This is a genomic window from Streptomyces venezuelae (genome assembly GCF_008642355.1).
GTDB classification, from domain to species: Bacteria; Actinomycetota; Actinomycetes; order Streptomycetales; family Streptomycetaceae; genus Streptomyces; species Streptomyces venezuelae_B.
Window position 1 is genome coordinate 5,093,101 of sequence record NZ_CP029193.1, and the last position, 15,038, is coordinate 5,108,138.

A 15,038-nucleotide genomic window follows, 5' to 3' on the forward strand; every position below is an offset into this window, starting at 1 on the left:
TCAGGCGGCGTACGGGCGCACGGCCTTCGCGTCGCGCAGCGCGAGCGCCCACCACGCGAGCTGGTCGAGCATGGTCTTGACCGCGGCGTCACTCGCCGGCTCCGTGATCCCGTGCTCCTCGTCGAAGGAGCCCCAGGCGTTGTGCAGGCTGACGGTGTTGCGGATCGTCGCGGCGTTCAGCTCGGCCATCACGACCCGGAGGTGCTCGACCGCGCGGAGGCCGCCGGAGAGGCCGCCGTAGGAGACGAAGCCGATCGGCTTGGCGTGCCACTGCTCGTTGTGCCAGTCGATGGCGTTCTTCAGGGACGCCGGGTAGCTGTGGTTGTACTCCGGCGTGATGAAGACGAAGGCGTCGGCCGCCGCCAGGCGCGGGCTGACCAGCGCGAGGGCCTCGGCGGTGGCGGGTTCGGGCGGCGCTCCGAAGGCGGGCAGGACCGAGGGGAGCGGGGTCTCGGCGAGGTCGATGACGTCGACGTCCATGTCCTCGCGCTGGTCGAGGTGGCCCTTGATCCAGCGGGTGACGACGGGTGCGAAGCGGCCCTCGCGGGTGCTGCCGACGAGGATCGCGACGCGGAGCGCGGCGGGGCGGGAAGTGGATGCGGTCATGGGGGTCCCCCGGGGATGTGTACGGCGTATCGTTCGCGTACAACGTACACACCGATGTGTACGGCGTCTACAAGGGATACGGTGTACGCATGGCAGCACAGAAGAAGGCCGAGCCCGAGATCACGCTCTGGGAACGCCTGGAGCGCCCGACAGCCGCGCAGCGGACCGCGCTGACGCCGCAGAAGATCGCGGAGGTCGCGGTGAAGGTCGCCGACGCCGAGGGCTTCGCGGCGGTCACCATGCGCCGCCTCGCCGCCGAGCTGGGCGTGGCCCCCATGGCCGCGTACCGCCATGTCTCCGGCAAGGACGATCTGTACGCGCTGATGGTCGACCGGGTCACCGCCGAGGTCGTCGTCCCCGAGGACGTGACCGGCTGGCGCGAGGTGCTGCGCGCGTACGCCGTCGGGAGCCGCCACCTGATGCTGGCGCACCCCTGGCTCGCCCAGCTCCCCACGCCGCACTTCGCCCTGACGCCGAACCGGATGGCCTTGGCCGACCGGCAGCTGGCGGCGCTGGAGAACCACGGCCTGGACTCCGACACGATCATGACGGCGTTCCGCACCGTCGGTGCGTACGTGCACGGCGTCAGCCAGTCGGAGGTGGCGCTGCGCCAGTACATGCAGGACAACAACTGGACCAGTGGTGAAGAGGCGCGCGCCGGACTCGCGCCGCAGATGATGTACCTGATGGGCACCGGCCGCTACCCGGCCTACCGGCGCTACGCACTCGGTGCGGGCCGCAAGGACGACGCCGACTGGCAGTTCGAGACGGGCCTCGACTGCGTCCTGGACGGCATCGCGGTCCGGCTCGGCCTGGAATCGCGGGCGTGACGGAGCCCCGGCCTCCTGGACGGAGGGGGCCGGGGCTCCGTGGTGCGGGGAGTGGCTAGTACGCCGAGCCGGACGCGCCCAGCGACCCCGTGGGGTGCCAGACCGTCTTGGTCTCCAGGAAGGCCGTCAGGCGGTGCGTGCCGGGGTCGGCCGACCAGTCCACAGGCTGTGGACGGACGACGCGCTTGAGGTTGTCCGCCGCGGCGGCCTCGAGCTCCTTGGCCAGGACGGCGTCCTCGACGCCCGCGAGGTCGATCGCGTTCACGTCCTGGTGCGCGGCGAGCGACGGGGCGATCTCCGCCGTACGGCCCGACAGGATGTTCACGACGCCGCCGGGCAGGTCGGAGGTGGCGAGCACCTCGCCGAGGGAGAGCGCGGGAAGCGGGGAGTCCTCGCTCGCGATCACCACGGCCGTGTTGCCCGTCGCGATCACGGGGGCGATCACCGAGACCAGGCCGAGGAACGACGACTGCCGCGGGGCGACGACCGTCACCACGCCCGTCGGCTCCGGCGAGGAGAGGTTGAAGAAGGGGCCCGCGACGGGGTTGCCGCCGCCCACGATCTGGGCGACCTTGTCGGTCCAGCCCGCGTACCAGACCCAGCGGTCGATCGCCGCGTCCACCACAGCGGCGGCCTTCGACTTGGACAGGCCCTCCGCCTCGGCGACCTCGCGGACGAACTGCTCCTTGCGGCCCTCCAGCATCTCCGCGACGCGGTAGAGGATCTGACCGCGCAGGTAGGCCGTCCTGCCTGCCCAGCCGGCCTGCGCCTTGCGCGCGGCGACGACCGCGTCACGCGCGTCCTTGCGGGACGAGAGCGGGGCGTTGGCCAGCCAGTTGTCCTTCGAGTCCGTCACCTCGTACACCCGGCCGCTCTCGGAACGCGGGAACTTACCGCCCACGTACAGCTTGTAGGTCTTGAAGACGCTCAAACGGTCAGACATCGAGGTACGCCTCCAGGCCGTGACGACCGCCCTCGCGGCCGTAACCCGATTCCTTGTAGCCGCCGAAGGGCGAGGTCGGGTCGAACTTGTTGAACGTGTTGGCCCAGATGACGCCCGCGCGCAGGCGGTCGGCGACCGCGAGGATGCGGGAGCCCTTCTCCGTCCAGATGCCGGCGGAGAGGCCGTACTGGGTGTTGTTGGCCTTGGCGACGGCCTCTTCCGGCGTACGGAAGGTCAGCACCGAGAGCACCGGGCCGAAGATCTCGTCGCGGGCGACGGTGTGCGCCTGCGTGACGTTGGTGAAGAGCGTCGGCGCGAACCAGTAGCCGGACGAGGGCAGTTCGCACGGGGCGGACCAGCGCTCCGCGCCCTCCGCCTCGCCGGTGTCGGCGAGGGCGGTGATGCGGGCGAGCTGCTCGGCGGAGTTGATGGCGCCGATGTCGGTGTTCTTGTCCAGCGGGTCGCCGAGGCGGAGTGTGGACAGGCGGCGCTTCAGGGCGTCGAGCACCTCGTCCTGGACCGACTCCTGCACGAGGAGACGCGAGCCCGCGCAGCAGACCTGGCCCTGGTTGAAGAAGATGCCGGTGACGATGCCCTCGACGGCCTGGTCGATGGGCGCGTCGTCGAAGACGATGTTCGCGCCCTTGCCGCCCAGTTCGAGCGTGACCTTCTTGTCGGTGCCCGCGACCTGGCGCGCGATGGCCTTGCCGACGGCGGTCGAGCCGGTGAAGGCGACCTTGTTCACGTCCGGGTGGGCGGTCAGGGCCGCGCCCGCGTCGCCGTATCCGGGAAGGATGTTGACGACGCCCTTGGGCAGGCCCGCCTGGCGGCAGATGTCCGCGAAGAACAGGGCGCTCAGCGGGGTCGTCTCGGCGGGCTTCAGGACGACCGTGTTGCCGGTCGCGAGCGCCGGGGCGATCTTCCAGGCCAGCATCAGGAGCGGGAAGTTCCACGGGATGACCTGGCCCGCGACACCCAGGGGTGCCGGGTTCGGGCCGTACCCCGCGTGGTCGAGCTTGTCGGCCCAGCCCGCGTAGTAGAAGAAGTGCGCGGCGACCAGGGGGAGGTCGGCGTCGCGCGTCTCCTTGATGGGCTTGCCGTTGTCGAGGGTCTCCAGGACGGCCAGCTCGCGGCTGCGCTCCTGGATGATCCGGGCGATGCGGAAGAGGTACTTGGCGCGCTCGGCGCCCGGCAGCGCCGACCACTTCTCGAAGGCCTTGCGGGCGGCCTTCACCGCGCGGTCGACGTCCTCGGAGGAGGCCTGCGCGACCTCGGAGAGGACCTCTTCGGTGGACGGGGAGACCGTCTTGAAGACCTTGCCGTCGGCGGCCTCGGTGAACTCGCCGTCGATGAACAGGCCGTAGCTCGGCGCGATGTCGACGACGGAGCGCGACTCGGGCGCCGGAGCGTACTCGAAGGGGGAAGTCATGGTGATCAGTCCACCGTCACGTAGTCGGGGCCGGAGTAGCGGCCGGTGGCCAGCTTCTGACGCTGCATGAGCAGGTCGTTGAGGAGCGAAGAGGCACCGAAGCGGAACCAGTGGTTGTCCAGCCAGTCGGGACCGGCCGTCTCGTTCACCAGCACGAGGAACTTCACCGCGTCCTTGGTCGACCGGATGCCGCCCGCGGGCTTCACACCGATCTGCACCCCGGTCTGCGCACGGAAGTCGCGGACGGCCTCCAGCATGAGCAGGGTGTTGGCCGGGGTGGCGTTGACGCCGACCTTGCCGGTCGAGGTCTTGATGAAGTCGGCGCCCGCGATCATGCCGATCCAGCTGGCGCGCTTGATGTTGTCGTACGTCGAGAGCTCACCGGTCTCGAAGATGACCTTCAGGCGGGCGGTGCCGCAGGCCTCCTTCACGGCGCGGATCTGCTCGAACACCGTCATGTAGTCACCCGACAGGAACGCGCCCCGGTCGATGACCATGTCGATCTCGTCGGCGCCCGCCGCGACGGCCTCGCGCACGTCGCCCAGCTTCACCTCGATCGCCGCGCGGCCCGCGGGGAAGGCGGTCGCGACGGACGCGACCTTCACGCCGCTGTTCCCGACGGCCTCCTTGGCGGTGGCGACCATGTCCGGATAGACGCAGACGGCCGCGGTGCGGGGGGTCCCGCGGTCGGTCGGGTCCGGGTTCACGGCCTTCGCGCCGAGCGCCCGGACCTTGCCCGGGGTGTCGGCGCCCTCCAGCGTGGTCAGGTCGATCATCGAAATGGCCAGGTCGATGGCGTACGCCTTCGCCGTGGTCTTGATCGAACGGGTACCGAGCGAGGCGGCACGCGCCTCCAGGCCGACCGCGTCGACGCCGGGCAGCCCGTGAAGGAAGCGGCGGAGCGTGCTGTCGGACGCTGTCACGTCAGCGAATGCAGTGGGCATGGTCACGAGGGGAGCATATCTACGCGCGTAGCTGCTGTACAGGGGGAGTACGGGGGGAGGCCCCGGGGCGCCCGCACCGGCTTCAGGCAGAATCAGGGTATGAGCGACCCTCGAGACCCCGTGGCGGAGCCCGCCTACAAGGACCGCACCTTCCGGTCCCCGGCCGGCATCGCCGGCGGCGTCCTGCTGCTCGCCCTCGGCGCCTGGCTCGGCGTCGACGCGGTGATCCGCGGCGAGGGCCGCACCCCGTGGCTCGCGCTCGCCGGGCTGCTCCTCGCGGTGCCCCTTGTCGTCGCCTTCACGGTACGGCCCGTCGTGTACGCCAACGACGACCGGCTCCGGATCCGCAACCCCTTCCGCACCATCACGCTGCCGTGGGCGTCCGTCGCGTCGCTCCGCTCCGGCTACTCCAACGAGGTCCTCACCAACGACGGCGCCAAGTACCAGCTCTGGGCGATCCCCGTCTCGCTGCGCGGCCGCAAGCGGGCGGCGCGCAGGAAGTCGCAGGCCGCCGCGGCGGGCGACCCGACGGGCGGCCGTCCCTTCCTCGACCCCCACGCGCCGCCCACCCGCGCGCCGGGCGACCTCTCCATGGACGAGCTCCGCGAACTCGCCGAACGGCGCGCCCAGGAGGAGTCCGCGCAGGGCGAGCCGGTGGTGCGCTGGGCGTACGAGATCGTGGCGCCGTGCGCGGCGGGGGCGGTGCTCCTCGCGGTGCTGCTCGCGGTGACCTGAGGCGCGGTCGGTTGCCGTGGTGCCGGGCGTCCGCGCCGGGCCCGGTCACGGTGGGCCGTGCCAGCCCAGGAGCATGTGGCCGCCGCACACCGCCGACGTGAGCGCCGCCGCGGTCAGCACCGTCACGAGTACGTGTGCCCTCGCGCGCGCCAGCGCCGCGGCGACCGGCAGCAGCAGCGGGAAGCCGGGCAGCAGGAAGCGGGCCCGGGGGAAGTAGACGCCGCTGCTGCCGAGCACGATCACGAGCAGCAGACCGCTGAAGATCAGCAGGGGCAGCGGCTGTCGGTCGCCGACCGAGAGCACGAACAGCACGACGGCGCCCAGCAGGACGACCGTCACCATCGCCACGAACAGCGCGGGCCGCTCGGTGACGAACAGGTCCCGCATCCGCCGCCACGTCGCGACGCCGCCGTCCCACTCGTTGCGCCACAGCTTCTGTACGGCGAAGTACCCGTCCCAGCGGCCGAGGCGCAGGCCCACCCAGCCGACGTACGCGAGCCAGCCGAGGGGGGCGATGAGGGCGCCGATGAGCGGGCGGACGGGGCGGGGTGTGCGGGCGTCGGATGGGCGGGGCAGGGTGAGCAGGGCGCTCAGGGAGACCGCCGCGGCCACCGCCACGCCCGTGGGCCGGGTGAGACCCGCCAGTGCGGCGAGGGAGCCCGCCCACAGCCATCGACCGCTGAGGACCGCGTACAGCGACCACGCGCACAGCGCCGTGAACAGGGACTCCGTGTAGCCCATCCACTGCACGAGCGCCACGGGCAGGCTGCCCCAGAGCACGGCCAGGACGACCCCGGCCCTGCGGCCGTACAGCCGGTCGCCCACCGCGAAGATCCCCCACGCGGCGAGCACCGAGGCGCCCACCGACACCGAGAGGCCCGCGGCGCCCCGCGGCAGCCACGGCACGAGGGCGTCGCCCGCCCTGACGAGCAGCGGGTAGAGCGGGAAGAAGGCGAGGTTGTTGCCGTCGATGCGGGTGCCGAGCTCGTGGGCGTAACCGTTCTGGGCGATCTTCAGGTACCAGTCGCAGTCCCACGACTCCATGAGCAGGTGCCGTACGCTCCGGCGGTCGCGGTGGGCCCACACGGTGAACACCAGGAGGCCGAGCGCGCGGACGGCCGTGTACGCGGCGAGGGCGGGCCAGGCGTGGCGGAGGGCGGCGGCGGTGCGGGCCCTCAGGCACGGCGGCGTGGGCGCGGTGCCGTGCGGGGGCCTGGACGCGGGCGCGGGGACGCGGGTGGGGGCGGCGGTCGAGGGCTCGGAGAATCCGTACGGCACTGCGGCGGCTCCCGGAACGTGAAAGTGCGCTACCGGTCGTCCCTTCCTGGGAAGACCGGCAGCGCACCGGGTCACTGCGGCAGTCGCGTCGTGGAACCACTCGGACGGGTGGCCGGGGCGGCCGGGGTGGCGCGGGTGGTTGCGGTGGGTCGAGTCAGATGCCCGCCGCCGCGGAGAGGTCGCGCTTGATCGCTGCGAGCAGGTCTGTCGCGCGGGTGCGGGCCTCGGGCAGCGCGGCCCTGTCCGCCACCGGCACGACCACTTCGAGGTAGCACTTGAGCTTCGGCTCGGTGCCGCTCGGGCGGACGATGACGCGGGCGCCGTCGAGCGTGTAGCGCAGGCCGTCGGTGGGCGGCAGCGTCTCCGTGCCGCGCGTCAGGTCCTCCGCCTTCGACACGGGCAGACCCGCGAGCTCCGTCGGCGGCTGCTCGCGCAGGCGGCGCATCGCGTCCGCGATCAGAGACAGGTCCTCGACGCGGACCGACAGCTGGTCGGTGGCGTGCAGACCGTGCTCCAGGGCGAGGTCGTCGAGGAGGTCGAGGAACGTGCGGCCCTCCTCCTTCAGCTCGGACGCGAGTTCCGCGAGCAGGAGCGCCGCGGTGATGCCGTCCTTGTCGCGTACGCCCTCGGGGTCGACGCAGTAGCCGAGCGCCTCCTCGTAGCCGTAGCGGAGGCCGTCGACGCGGGCGATCCACTTGAAGCCGGTGAGGGTCTCCTCGTAGGGGAGGCCCGCGTGTTCGGCGATACGGCCGAGGAGGGAGGAGGAGACGATCGACTCGGCGAAGGTGCCGTGCGCTCCGCGCTTGACCAGGTGGGCGGCGAGGAGGGCGCCCACCTCGTCGCCGCGGAGCATCCGCCAGTCCGCGTCGCCGGGGCCCGTCTTGACCGCCGCCGCGCAGCGGTCCGCGTCCGGGTCGTTGGCGATGACCAGGTCGGGGGCGGGGGTGGTGCGGGCAGCCGTCGCGAAGGCCAGGTCCATCGCGCCCGGCTCCTCCGGGTTCGGGAACGCGACCGTCGGGAAGTCCGGGTCCGGCTCGGCCTGCTCGGCGACGAGTGCGGGCGCGGGGAATCCCGCGCGGGCGAACGCGGCGAGCAGGGTGTCCTTGCCGACGCCGTGCATGGCCGTGTAGACGGCGCGGGCGGTGCGGGGGGAGCCGGGGGACAGGACGGCGTCCGTGCGGGCCAGGTAGGCCTCCAGGACGGCCTCGTCGAGGGTCTCCCAGCCGGAGTCGGGGCGGGGTACGTCGTGGAGGCTCGCGACGGCGTCGATCTCCGCGGCGATCTCCGCGTCGGCGGGCGGGACGATCTGGGAGCCGTCGCCGAGGTAGACCTTGTAGCCGTTGTCGCGCGGCGGGTTGTGGCTGGCCGTGACCTCCACGCCCGCCACGGCGCCCAGGTGCCTTATGGCGAAGGCGAGGACGGGGGTGGGGAGGGGGCGGGGCAGGACGGCGGCGCGGAGGCCCGCGCCGGTCATCACGGCGGCGGTGTCGCGGGCGAAGTCGGCGGACTTGTGGCGGGCGTCGTAGCCGATGACCACGAGGCCGTCGGCCCGGCCCTTGCCCTTCAGGTACGCGGCGAGGCCGGCGGCGGCGCGGATCACCACGGAGCGGTTCATGCGCATGGGGCCTGCGCCGAGTTCACCGCGGAGGCCGGCGGTGCCGAACTGGAGGGTGCCGGCGAAGCGGGTCCTGAGCTCGTTGACGTCTTCGGCGTCGATGAGCTTGCCGAGCTCTTCGCGGGTCTCCGGGTCCGGGTCCTCGGCGAGCCAGGACCGGGCCTGCGCGATGAGCTCTGCGGTGGCGGGGGTGTCGTCCTGCACGGGGGCTTCAACCTTTCCTGGCGGGGGCGCCTCGGGCGGAGTCTGCGCCTCGGGGGCTTGTCGGTGGGTGCGGGGTGGTGGGGGTGGGCGCGCCTCGGGTTCGTCTGTGGTGCGGGGCCGCGGGGGTATGTACGTACTTGCCATCCCTGCGTCCCGACCGACATACCCCCATGGCCCCTCGCGAGCGCGGGCGCCTGCGGCCCGGTGGGGGTGCTCCTGCCCGCACAGGACGGTGCGGGGCGAACGGGCGGGAGGAGCACCCGCCCGCCCCCGCCGTGCGGGGACGCGCGGGGTGACCACCCCACCCGTTCGCGGAGCGTCAGACGCGGCCCAGGACCTGGCCCAGGAGCTCGCCCATGCGGGTCGCGCTGTCGCGGCCCGCCTGGAGGACCTCCTCGTGGTTGAGGGGCTCGCCCGTCATGCCCGCGGCGAGGTTCGTGACCAGGGAGATGCCGAGGACCTCCGCACCCGCCTCACGCGCCGCGATCGCCTCGAGGACCGTGGACATGCCGACCAGGTCCGCACCGATCGTGCGGGCCATGCGGATCTCCGCCGGAGTCTCGTAGTGCGGGCCGGGGAACTGCGCGTAGACGCCCTCTTCTAGGGTCGGGTCGATCTCCTTGCAGAGGGCGCGCAGACGGGGGGAGTACAGGTCCGTCAGGTCGACGAAGTTGGCCCCGACGATCGGGGACGTCGCCGTGAGGTTGAGGTGGTCGCTGATGAGGACCGGCTGGCCGGGGCGCATGCCCTCGCGCAGGCCTCCGCAGCCGTTGGTCAGCACGATCGTCTTGCAGCCCGCGGCGACGGCCGTGCGGACGCCGTGCGAGACGGCGGCGACGCCACGGCCCTCGTAGTAGTGGGTGCGGCCCAGGAAGACCAGCACGCGCTTGGCGCCGATCTTGAAGGAGCGGATGCGGCCGCCGTGCCCCTCGACCGCCGGCGGCGGGAAGCCGGGCAGCTCGGTGACGGCAAAGTCCGCCTCGGGCTCGCCCAGCGCGTCGACGGCCGGCGCCCAGCCGGAGCCCATCACGAGGGCGACGTCGTGGGTCTCGGCGCCCGTCAGCTCGCGGAGGCGCGCGGCGGCGGCGTCGGCGGCGGCGTACGGGTCGCCCTGGATGTCGTCCGGAATAACTGAAGCGTTCACGCGGACGAGAGTAGCGGCTCATGGCCTACGCGCGTAGATGACGATGCCCACGGGATTGCGATCGTTGTCTTGTCGTTTCCGACGAGAGGGGCGGCGCGGCGGCCCCCGGGGCTAGCAGGGGCGTTTGCGGAGTTCCATCACGTAGTCGTGCGGCGCGCCCGCCGATTCCGCCGCGTCCGCCAGTTCGCCCAGGTAACGGGCTGACGGGAGGCCTCCCTCGTAACCGTTGAGCACGTACACCCAAGCGGGTTCCTCGCCCTCCAGCGTGTCCACGCGGACCCGCATGCGCCGGTAGATGTCGAGGCCGACGCCCTCCCAGCGGTCCATGGAGTCCTCGTCCATGGGGGCGATGTCGTAGAGCGTGACGAAGACCTGGGAGCGCGGTGCCTCGACGAGCGTGGCGAGCGCGCCCTCCCAGCCCATGTGTTCCCCGCCGAACGTGAGCCGCCAGCCCGTCAGCCACCCGGTCGCGCGCAGCGGTGAGTGCGGTGCGCGGCGTGACATGAGCCGCGGATCCAGATTGCCGGCGTACGCGGCGTAGAGCGACATGTGGTCGAGGGTACGGCAGCAATCAAGTGCGCCCCTCCTGGAACGGGAGGACCGCCCGGACGGGGGGCGTGCCACGGACGGAGGCCCCCGGGGCGTGAGCATCTTGAAGCGTGCGGGACAATGGAGTACGTGACTCGGATCGTGATCATTGGCGGCGGACCCGGCGGATACGAGGCGGCTCTTGTGGCCGCCCAGCTCGGTGCGGAGGTGACCGTCGTCGACTGCGACGGTCTGGGCGGGGCGTCGGTGCTCACCGACTGTGTGCCGTCCAAGACTCTGATCGCCACGGCCGAGGTGATGACCACCTTCGACTCCTCGTACGAGGAGCTGGGGATCATCGTCGCCGACGACACCCCGCACATCGACACCCCCGCGCGCGTGGTCGGCGTCGACCTGGGCAAGGTCAACCGCCGTGTGAAGCGCCTGGCGCTCGCGCAGTCCCACGACATCACCGCGTCGGTGACGCGGGCGGGCGCGCGCGTGCTGCGCGGCCGGGGCCGTCTGGAGGGGCAGCAGGACGTCGACGGGTCGCGGAAGGTCGTGGTGCGCGCCGCGGACGGGAGCGAGGAGACCCTCGTCGCCGACGCCGTGCTGATCGCGACCGGCGGGCACCCGCGCGAGGTGCCGGACGCCCAGCCCGACGGCGAGCGCATCCTGAACTGGACCCAGGTGTACGACCTCGACGAGCTGCCCGAGGAGCTCATCGTCGTCGGTTCGGGTGTGACCGGTGCCGAGTTCGCCGGTGCCTACCAGGCGCTCGGGTCGAACGTGACCTTGGTGTCGAGTCGTGACCGGGTGCTTCCCGGCGAGGACCCGGACGCCGCCGCCGTGCTCGAGGACGTCTTCCGGCGCCGCGGCATGAACGTCATGTCCCGTTCCCGCGCCGCTTCCGCCAAGCGCGTCGGGGACCGGGTCGAGGTCACCCTCGCCGACGGCCGCGTCATCTCCGGCTCGCACTGCCTGATGGCCGTCGGTGCCATCCCGAACAGCAGCGGCATGGGCCTGGAGGAGGCCGGGGTCAAGCTGAAGGACTCCGGGCACATCTGGACCGACAAGGTGTCGCGCACGTCGGCCCCCGGCGTGTACGCGGCCGGTGACGTCACCGGGATCTTCGCGCTGGCCTCCGTCGCCGCCATGCAGGGCCGCATCGCGATGTACCACTTCCTCGGCGACGCCGTGCAGCCGCTGAACCTGAAGGCCGTCTCCGCGAACGTCTTCACCGACCCGGAGATCGCGACCGTCGGCTACAGCCAGGCCGACGTCGACGCCGGAAAGATCGACGCCCGCGTGGTGAAGCTGCCGCTGCTGCGCAATCCGCGCGCGAAGATGCAGGGCATCCGCGACGGTTTCGTCAAGATCTTCTGCCGTCCCGGCACGGGCATCGTGGTCGGCGGTGTGGTCGTCGCACCGCGCGCCTCGGAACTGATCCACCCCATCTCGATCGCGGTCGACAACAATCTGACGGTCGAGCAGATCGCGAATGCGTTCACCGTGTACCCGTCGCTTTCGGGGTCGATCGCGGAGGTGGCGCGTCAGCTGCACACGCGGAAGACGGCGGGCGAAGGCTGATCCTGTCGGCGGCCTGAAACAACTCTTTGCAGGTCACGCACTGTTGCCGCCCATTCGCGCGGCATAGGCGGGGAGAGTAAGCACCTATACCACTTCCCACCCTGCCGTGCGAACAACTTCTGTAATTCGGCGCAAACTGCTGAAAGCAGACGGTCGTTGGGGTTACTGTCAGTTTCGTGTTCGCTGCAGAACGTCGCCAATTGATCCTCGAAATGGTGCGGGCCAACGGGGCGGTATCGCTCCGTGAGCTCGCCCGCGTCGTCCAGACCTCCGAAGTGACCGTACGGCGGGACGTGCGCGCGCTGGAGGCAGAAGGACTCCTCGACCGCCGACATGGCGGTGCGGTATTGCCGGGCGGATTCACGCGGGAGTCCGGCTTTCCGCAGAAATCACATCTCGCGACCGCCGAGAAGACGGCTATCGCCGATCTCGCGGCGGGCCTCGTCGAAGAAGGCGAAGCCATCGTCGTCGGGGCGGGTACGACCACGCAGGAGCTGGCCCGCCGGCTCGCGCGGGTGCCCGGCCTGACCGTCGTCACCAACTCCCTCCTGGTGGCACAGGCGCTGGCACACGCCAACAGGGTGGAAGTCGTCATGACCGGCGGCACCCTGCGCGGCTCGAACTACGCGCTGGTGGGCAGCGGGGCCGAGCAGTCCCTCCAGGGGCTGCGGGTGTCACGGGCCTTCCTGTCGGGCAGTGGTCTGACCGCCGAGCGCGGCCTCTCCACGTCCAACATGCTCTCCGCGAGCGTGGACCGCGCGCTGGTCCAGGCGGCGGCCGAGGTCGTGGTCCTCGCGGACCACACCAAGCTCGGCACCGACACGATGTTCCAGACGGTGCCGACGGACGTCATCACCCGCCTGGTCACCGACGAACCGCCGGGGCACGACGACCGCGCCGCGACGGAACTGCAGGCCCTGGCCGACCAGGGCGTGCAGATCACGGTGGCGGGCGGTGCCGCAGGCCCTAGCTCCGCGCCCGGTGTCGACTCCGTCCCGGCGGGGCGCCAGCAGCGCCGGGACGTGCCCCTGCCGGGTCAGCGACGCAACCACGGGGCGGGACCGGGCCAGCAGTTGCGCAGTGCGCTCCTCGGGGAGCAGCCCCCCGGGGAACGGGCGGCGCGGGTCGCGGACCTGCGCCGCCGCTGATTCCGGCGGCGTCATCCCGGGCGGGCGCCGGTGTTGCGCCGGTGTCCGCCCGTCGGCCTTCAGCCCCCGTCGGCCTTCAGCCCCCGCAGGGTCAGCGTGAGCAGGCGGTCGGCCAGCTCCGGATCGTCCGGAGTCTCCTCGGCCGCCAGGGAGATCGCGTTGGTCAGCTGGAGCAGGTCGCCGATGGAGACATCGGGCCGTACGGTCCCCGCCTCCTGCGCGCGCAGCAGCAGGGCCGCCCCGGCCTCGCGCATGGGCAGGCTGCACTGCGCGAGCGCCGAAGTGTCGTCGTGCGACGCCGACATGAGCGCGCTCGACAGGCCGCGATACTCACCCGCATGAGTGATGATGGCGCGCAGCCACGCCACCAGCGCGGAGCACGGCTGCGGGTCGTCGAGCAGCGCGTGCGAACGCGCGAGCAGGTCGCACACCGCGTCCTTCCAGACCGCGCTCATCAGCGCGTGCCGGTTGGGGAAGTGCCGGTAGAGCGTGCCGATGCCGACGCCCGCGCGGCGCGCCACGTCCTCCAGGGACGCGCCCGTGCCGTGCTCGGCGAAGGCGGAGCGCGCCTCGGCGAGCAGCCGGTCGTAGTTGCGGCGGGCGTCGGCCCGCATGGTGCGCGCCGACTGTGCCGCCTGCTGCGGCGCTCTCGCCTGCTGGCCCGTGCCGGTCGTCATCCCCGCACCCTTCGTGAACGTACGCGTCCCCCAAGGATGCCACTGCCCGTGGTCAGGGATCCTGGCGGGCGAAGAAGGCGTCCAGCTCCGCGCGGGCCCTGCGCTCGCGGCGGTGCGGCGGCAGGGAGCCGCCGCTCAGGTTCCTGGTCAGCCACAGGACCAGCGGGTACGTGACACAGGTGCCGAGGACGAGTCCGCTCAGCACACCGGTGACCAGGTCACTCATGATCATCAACTCACCTTCGTACGAAACTTCTTGAGACCGCCCCCGGAGGGTGCCGCCGGCCCCGGGGCGCGGAAGCCGTCCCGCGCGGTCGCGATCATCGTGGCGCCGTTGTCCGGGACGACCGCGCCGTAGCCGAGCAGCCGCCAGCGGGCGTCGACCGCGTCGCTGTCGTAGTACGGCACCGGGCCGCCCGCCGACGGCACCAGGAGCGGCTCCGGCCCCTTGGCGCAGCCGTGGCAGGCGGCGACCTCCTCGACGCCCTCGGGTGCGCCCGGGTGTGCCACGCGCGCGTGGCCGCGGTCGTGCAGCGGGTTGAAGTAGCAGGGCGGGTCGGGCCGCAGCGGCCGCTCCGTGACCAGCGCCTCCAGGGCGCGCATCCCGATGCGGCTGAACTCGACGGCCGCGACGAGCTCGCCGAGGGCATGGGCCGCGTCGTATGCCGGGTCGGGGCTGCGCGGTCCTTCGCCGACCGGGGCGATCACCGAGTTGCTCGCCTGGATCGACGCGGTGACCGCGTACGAGGCGAGCTCCGCGCGCAGGTGCGGCGCGAGCGCGCAGGTGTGGCGGAGCGTGTCGCCGAGCGCGGACGCGTCGCCGAGCAGCCCGGCCTGCCGTTCGGCGTACGGCCGCAGCGCCTCCGGGTCGCCGTCCGGGTCCGGCGGCGGGGCCGACCAGTCGGGTGCGGGCAGGGGCAGCGCGAAGGTGTAGGGGCGGCGTCTGCCCAGCGGCAGGTGGGTGAAGCGGCGCAGGAGCGCGACGGACAGGGCCGTGGACAGGCCGAGGACGAGCCCGGCCTCGAAGCGCTGCCCGGCGTCCGCGGCGCCCGCGAACCATCCGGTCGTACCGATGACGGCTGCCGCCGCGAGCAGCCCGATGACGTCCCCCGTGCGTTTCACTGAAGTCCCCCCGTGGCCTTCGGCTCTACGCGGGGGAGGACGCGGGGCGGGGCGGGGGCGGTTGCGCTGGTGCCGGACGGAGTGCGAGTTCCCCGCGCCCCTGACTGGTCCTGCGTGACGCCTCACCGCACGCGCCCCGCACGCAACGGTGCGGGGCGCGGCGGACGACTCAGGGGCGCGGGGAACTGCGCGATCAGCCCTCCACCGGGCCGCAGTCGGCGGGAACGCCGACGGGCCGGACCGGA

The 15,038-nt window shown here is 72.3% G+C and carries 15 protein-coding genes; 4 read left to right on the plus strand and 11 right to left on the minus strand.

All coding sequences use genetic code 11. From position 1 onward, the window contains the following. Positions 1-606 (minus strand): NADPH-dependent FMN reductase, encoded by a 606-nt coding sequence (locus DEJ47_RS23730; protein ID WP_150171420.1) that lies wholly within the window; start codon positions 604-606, stop codon positions 1-3. An 89-nt stretch (positions 607-695) separates the two neighbouring features. Between DEJ47_RS23730 and DEJ47_RS23735 the strand changes: the two genes are divergently transcribed. After that, the gene (locus tag DEJ47_RS23735) at positions 696-1,436 is read left to right on the plus strand and encodes a TetR/AcrR family transcriptional regulator (protein ID WP_150171422.1); all 741 of its coding nucleotides are present in this window, start codon (positions 696-698) and stop codon (positions 1,434-1,436) included. Positions 1,437-1,491: 55 nt separating this feature from the next. On the opposite strand, the gene DEJ47_RS23740 is transcribed toward DEJ47_RS23735, so the two are convergent. Genes DEJ47_RS23740 through deoC form a run of 3 tightly spaced genes read right to left on the minus strand, consistent with a single transcriptional unit; the run spans position 1,492 to position 4,752 of the window. Further along, the gene (locus DEJ47_RS23740) at positions 1,492-2,379 is read right to left on the minus strand and encodes an aldehyde dehydrogenase family protein (RefSeq protein WP_150171424.1); all 888 of its coding nucleotides are present in this window, start codon (positions 2,377-2,379) and stop codon (positions 1,492-1,494) included. Next, complete coding sequence (locus DEJ47_RS23745; RefSeq protein ID WP_150171426.1) at positions 2,372-3,808, minus strand: aldehyde dehydrogenase family protein; 1,437 nt, start codon at positions 3,806-3,808, stop codon at positions 2,372-2,374. Before DEJ47_RS23745 ends, DEJ47_RS23740 begins: the two co-directional genes overlap by 8 nt. A gap of 5 nt (positions 3,809-3,813) precedes the next feature. Then, complete coding sequence (gene deoC / locus DEJ47_RS23750) at positions 3,814-4,752, minus strand: deoxyribose-phosphate aldolase (protein WP_150175822.1); 939 nt, start codon at positions 4,750-4,752, stop codon at positions 3,814-3,816. A gap of 99 nt (positions 4,753-4,851) precedes the next feature. Here deoC and DEJ47_RS23755 point away from each other — a divergent pair, with 99 nt between their 5' ends. Further along, positions 4,852-5,487: a PH domain-containing protein gene (locus tag DEJ47_RS23755; RefSeq protein WP_150171428.1), complete on the plus strand. Its 636-nt coding sequence runs from the start codon at positions 4,852-4,854 to the stop codon at positions 5,485-5,487. Between the two features lie 45 nt (positions 5,488-5,532). Here the strand turns inward: DEJ47_RS23755 and DEJ47_RS23760 are convergent, their stop codons facing one another. From DEJ47_RS23760 to DEJ47_RS23775, 4 genes are all read right to left on the minus strand, one after another. Beyond that, complete coding sequence (locus DEJ47_RS23760) at positions 5,533-6,765, minus strand: glycosyltransferase family 39 protein (protein ID WP_190415524.1); 1,233 nt, start codon at positions 6,763-6,765, stop codon at positions 5,533-5,535. 154 nt (positions 6,766-6,919) lie between these two features. Continuing rightward, positions 6,920-8,584, minus strand: a complete 1,665-nt coding sequence (locus DEJ47_RS23765; protein WP_223828470.1) for a phospho-sugar mutase — start codon at positions 8,582-8,584, stop codon at positions 6,920-6,922. A 319-nt stretch (positions 8,585-8,903) separates the two neighbouring features. Next, the gene (locus tag DEJ47_RS23770) at positions 8,904-9,728 is read right to left on the minus strand and encodes a purine-nucleoside phosphorylase (protein WP_150171432.1); all 825 of its coding nucleotides are present in this window, start codon (positions 9,726-9,728) and stop codon (positions 8,904-8,906) included. Positions 9,729-9,839: 111 nt separating this feature from the next. Beyond that, a complete protein-coding gene (locus DEJ47_RS23775) occupies positions 9,840-10,277 on the minus strand; it encodes a gamma-glutamylcyclotransferase (protein ID WP_055568517.1) in 438 nt (145 codons plus the stop codon). Between the two features lie 120 nt (positions 10,278-10,397). On the opposite strand from DEJ47_RS23775, the gene DEJ47_RS23780 reads away from it, so the two are divergent. Beyond that, positions 10,398-11,846 (plus strand): NAD(P)H-quinone dehydrogenase, encoded by a 1,449-nt coding sequence (locus DEJ47_RS23780; protein WP_150171434.1) that lies wholly within the window; start codon positions 10,398-10,400, stop codon positions 11,844-11,846. Between the two features lie 176 nt (positions 11,847-12,022). Continuing rightward, on the plus strand, positions 12,023-12,994 hold the full coding sequence (locus DEJ47_RS23785; RefSeq protein WP_150171436.1) for a DeoR/GlpR family DNA-binding transcription regulator: 972 nt from the start codon (positions 12,023-12,025) through the stop codon (positions 12,992-12,994). A gap of 59 nt (positions 12,995-13,053) precedes the next feature. Here the strand turns inward: DEJ47_RS23785 and DEJ47_RS23790 are convergent, their stop codons facing one another. The 3 genes from DEJ47_RS23790 to DEJ47_RS23795 are packed head-to-tail and all read right to left on the minus strand — an operon-like array spanning position 13,054 to position 14,793. Next, positions 13,054-13,671, minus strand: a complete 618-nt coding sequence (locus tag DEJ47_RS23790; RefSeq protein ID WP_150171438.1) for a TetR/AcrR family transcriptional regulator — start codon at positions 13,669-13,671, stop codon at positions 13,054-13,056. A 52-nt stretch (positions 13,672-13,723) separates the two neighbouring features. After that, the gene (locus tag DEJ47_RS36515; protein WP_161237085.1) at positions 13,724-13,897 is read right to left on the minus strand and encodes a hypothetical protein; all 174 of its coding nucleotides are present in this window, start codon (positions 13,895-13,897) and stop codon (positions 13,724-13,726) included. A gap of 5 nt (positions 13,898-13,902) precedes the next feature. Beyond that, a complete protein-coding gene (locus DEJ47_RS23795) occupies positions 13,903-14,793 on the minus strand; it encodes a hypothetical protein (RefSeq protein WP_150171440.1) in 891 nt (296 codons plus the stop codon). Positions 14,794-15,038 lie beyond the last annotated feature (245 nt).

What these genes read in the sequence shown, in the direction of transcription:
- DEJ47_RS23745 (WP_150171426.1), bottom strand. Translation starts at nt 3,808, where the DNA reads ATGACTTCCCCCTTCGAGTACGCTCCGGCGCCCGAGTCGCGCTCCGTC.
- DEJ47_RS36515 (WP_161237085.1), bottom strand. Translation starts at nt 13,897, where the DNA reads ATGAGTGACCTGGTCACCGGTGTGCTGAGCGGACTCGTCCTCGGCACC.
- DEJ47_RS23775 (WP_055568517.1), bottom strand. Translation starts at nt 10,277, where the DNA reads ATGTCGCTCTACGCCGCGTACGCCGGCAATCTGGATCCGCGGCTCATG.
- DEJ47_RS23735 (WP_150171422.1), top strand. Translation starts at nt 696, where the DNA reads ATGGCAGCACAGAAGAAGGCCGAGCCCGAGATCACGCTCTGGGAACGC.
- DEJ47_RS23780 (WP_150171434.1), top strand. Translation starts at nt 10,398, where the DNA reads ATGGAGTACGTGACTCGGATCGTGATCATTGGCGGCGGACCCGGCGGA.
- DEJ47_RS23730 (WP_150171420.1), bottom strand. Translation starts at nt 606, where the DNA reads ATGACCGCATCCACTTCCCGCCCCGCCGCGCTCCGCGTCGCGATCCTC.
- DEJ47_RS23740 (WP_150171424.1), bottom strand. Translation starts at nt 2,379, where the DNA reads ATGTCTGACCGTTTGAGCGTCTTCAAGACCTACAAGCTGTACGTGGGC.
- DEJ47_RS23755 (WP_150171428.1), top strand. Translation starts at nt 4,852, where the DNA reads ATGAGCGACCCTCGAGACCCCGTGGCGGAGCCCGCCTACAAGGACCGC.
- DEJ47_RS23790 (WP_150171438.1), bottom strand. Translation starts at nt 13,671, where the DNA reads ATGACGACCGGCACGGGCCAGCAGGCGAGAGCGCCGCAGCAGGCGGCA.
- deoC (WP_150175822.1), bottom strand. Translation starts at nt 4,752, where the DNA reads ATGCCCACTGCATTCGCTGACGTGACAGCGTCCGACAGCACGCTCCGC.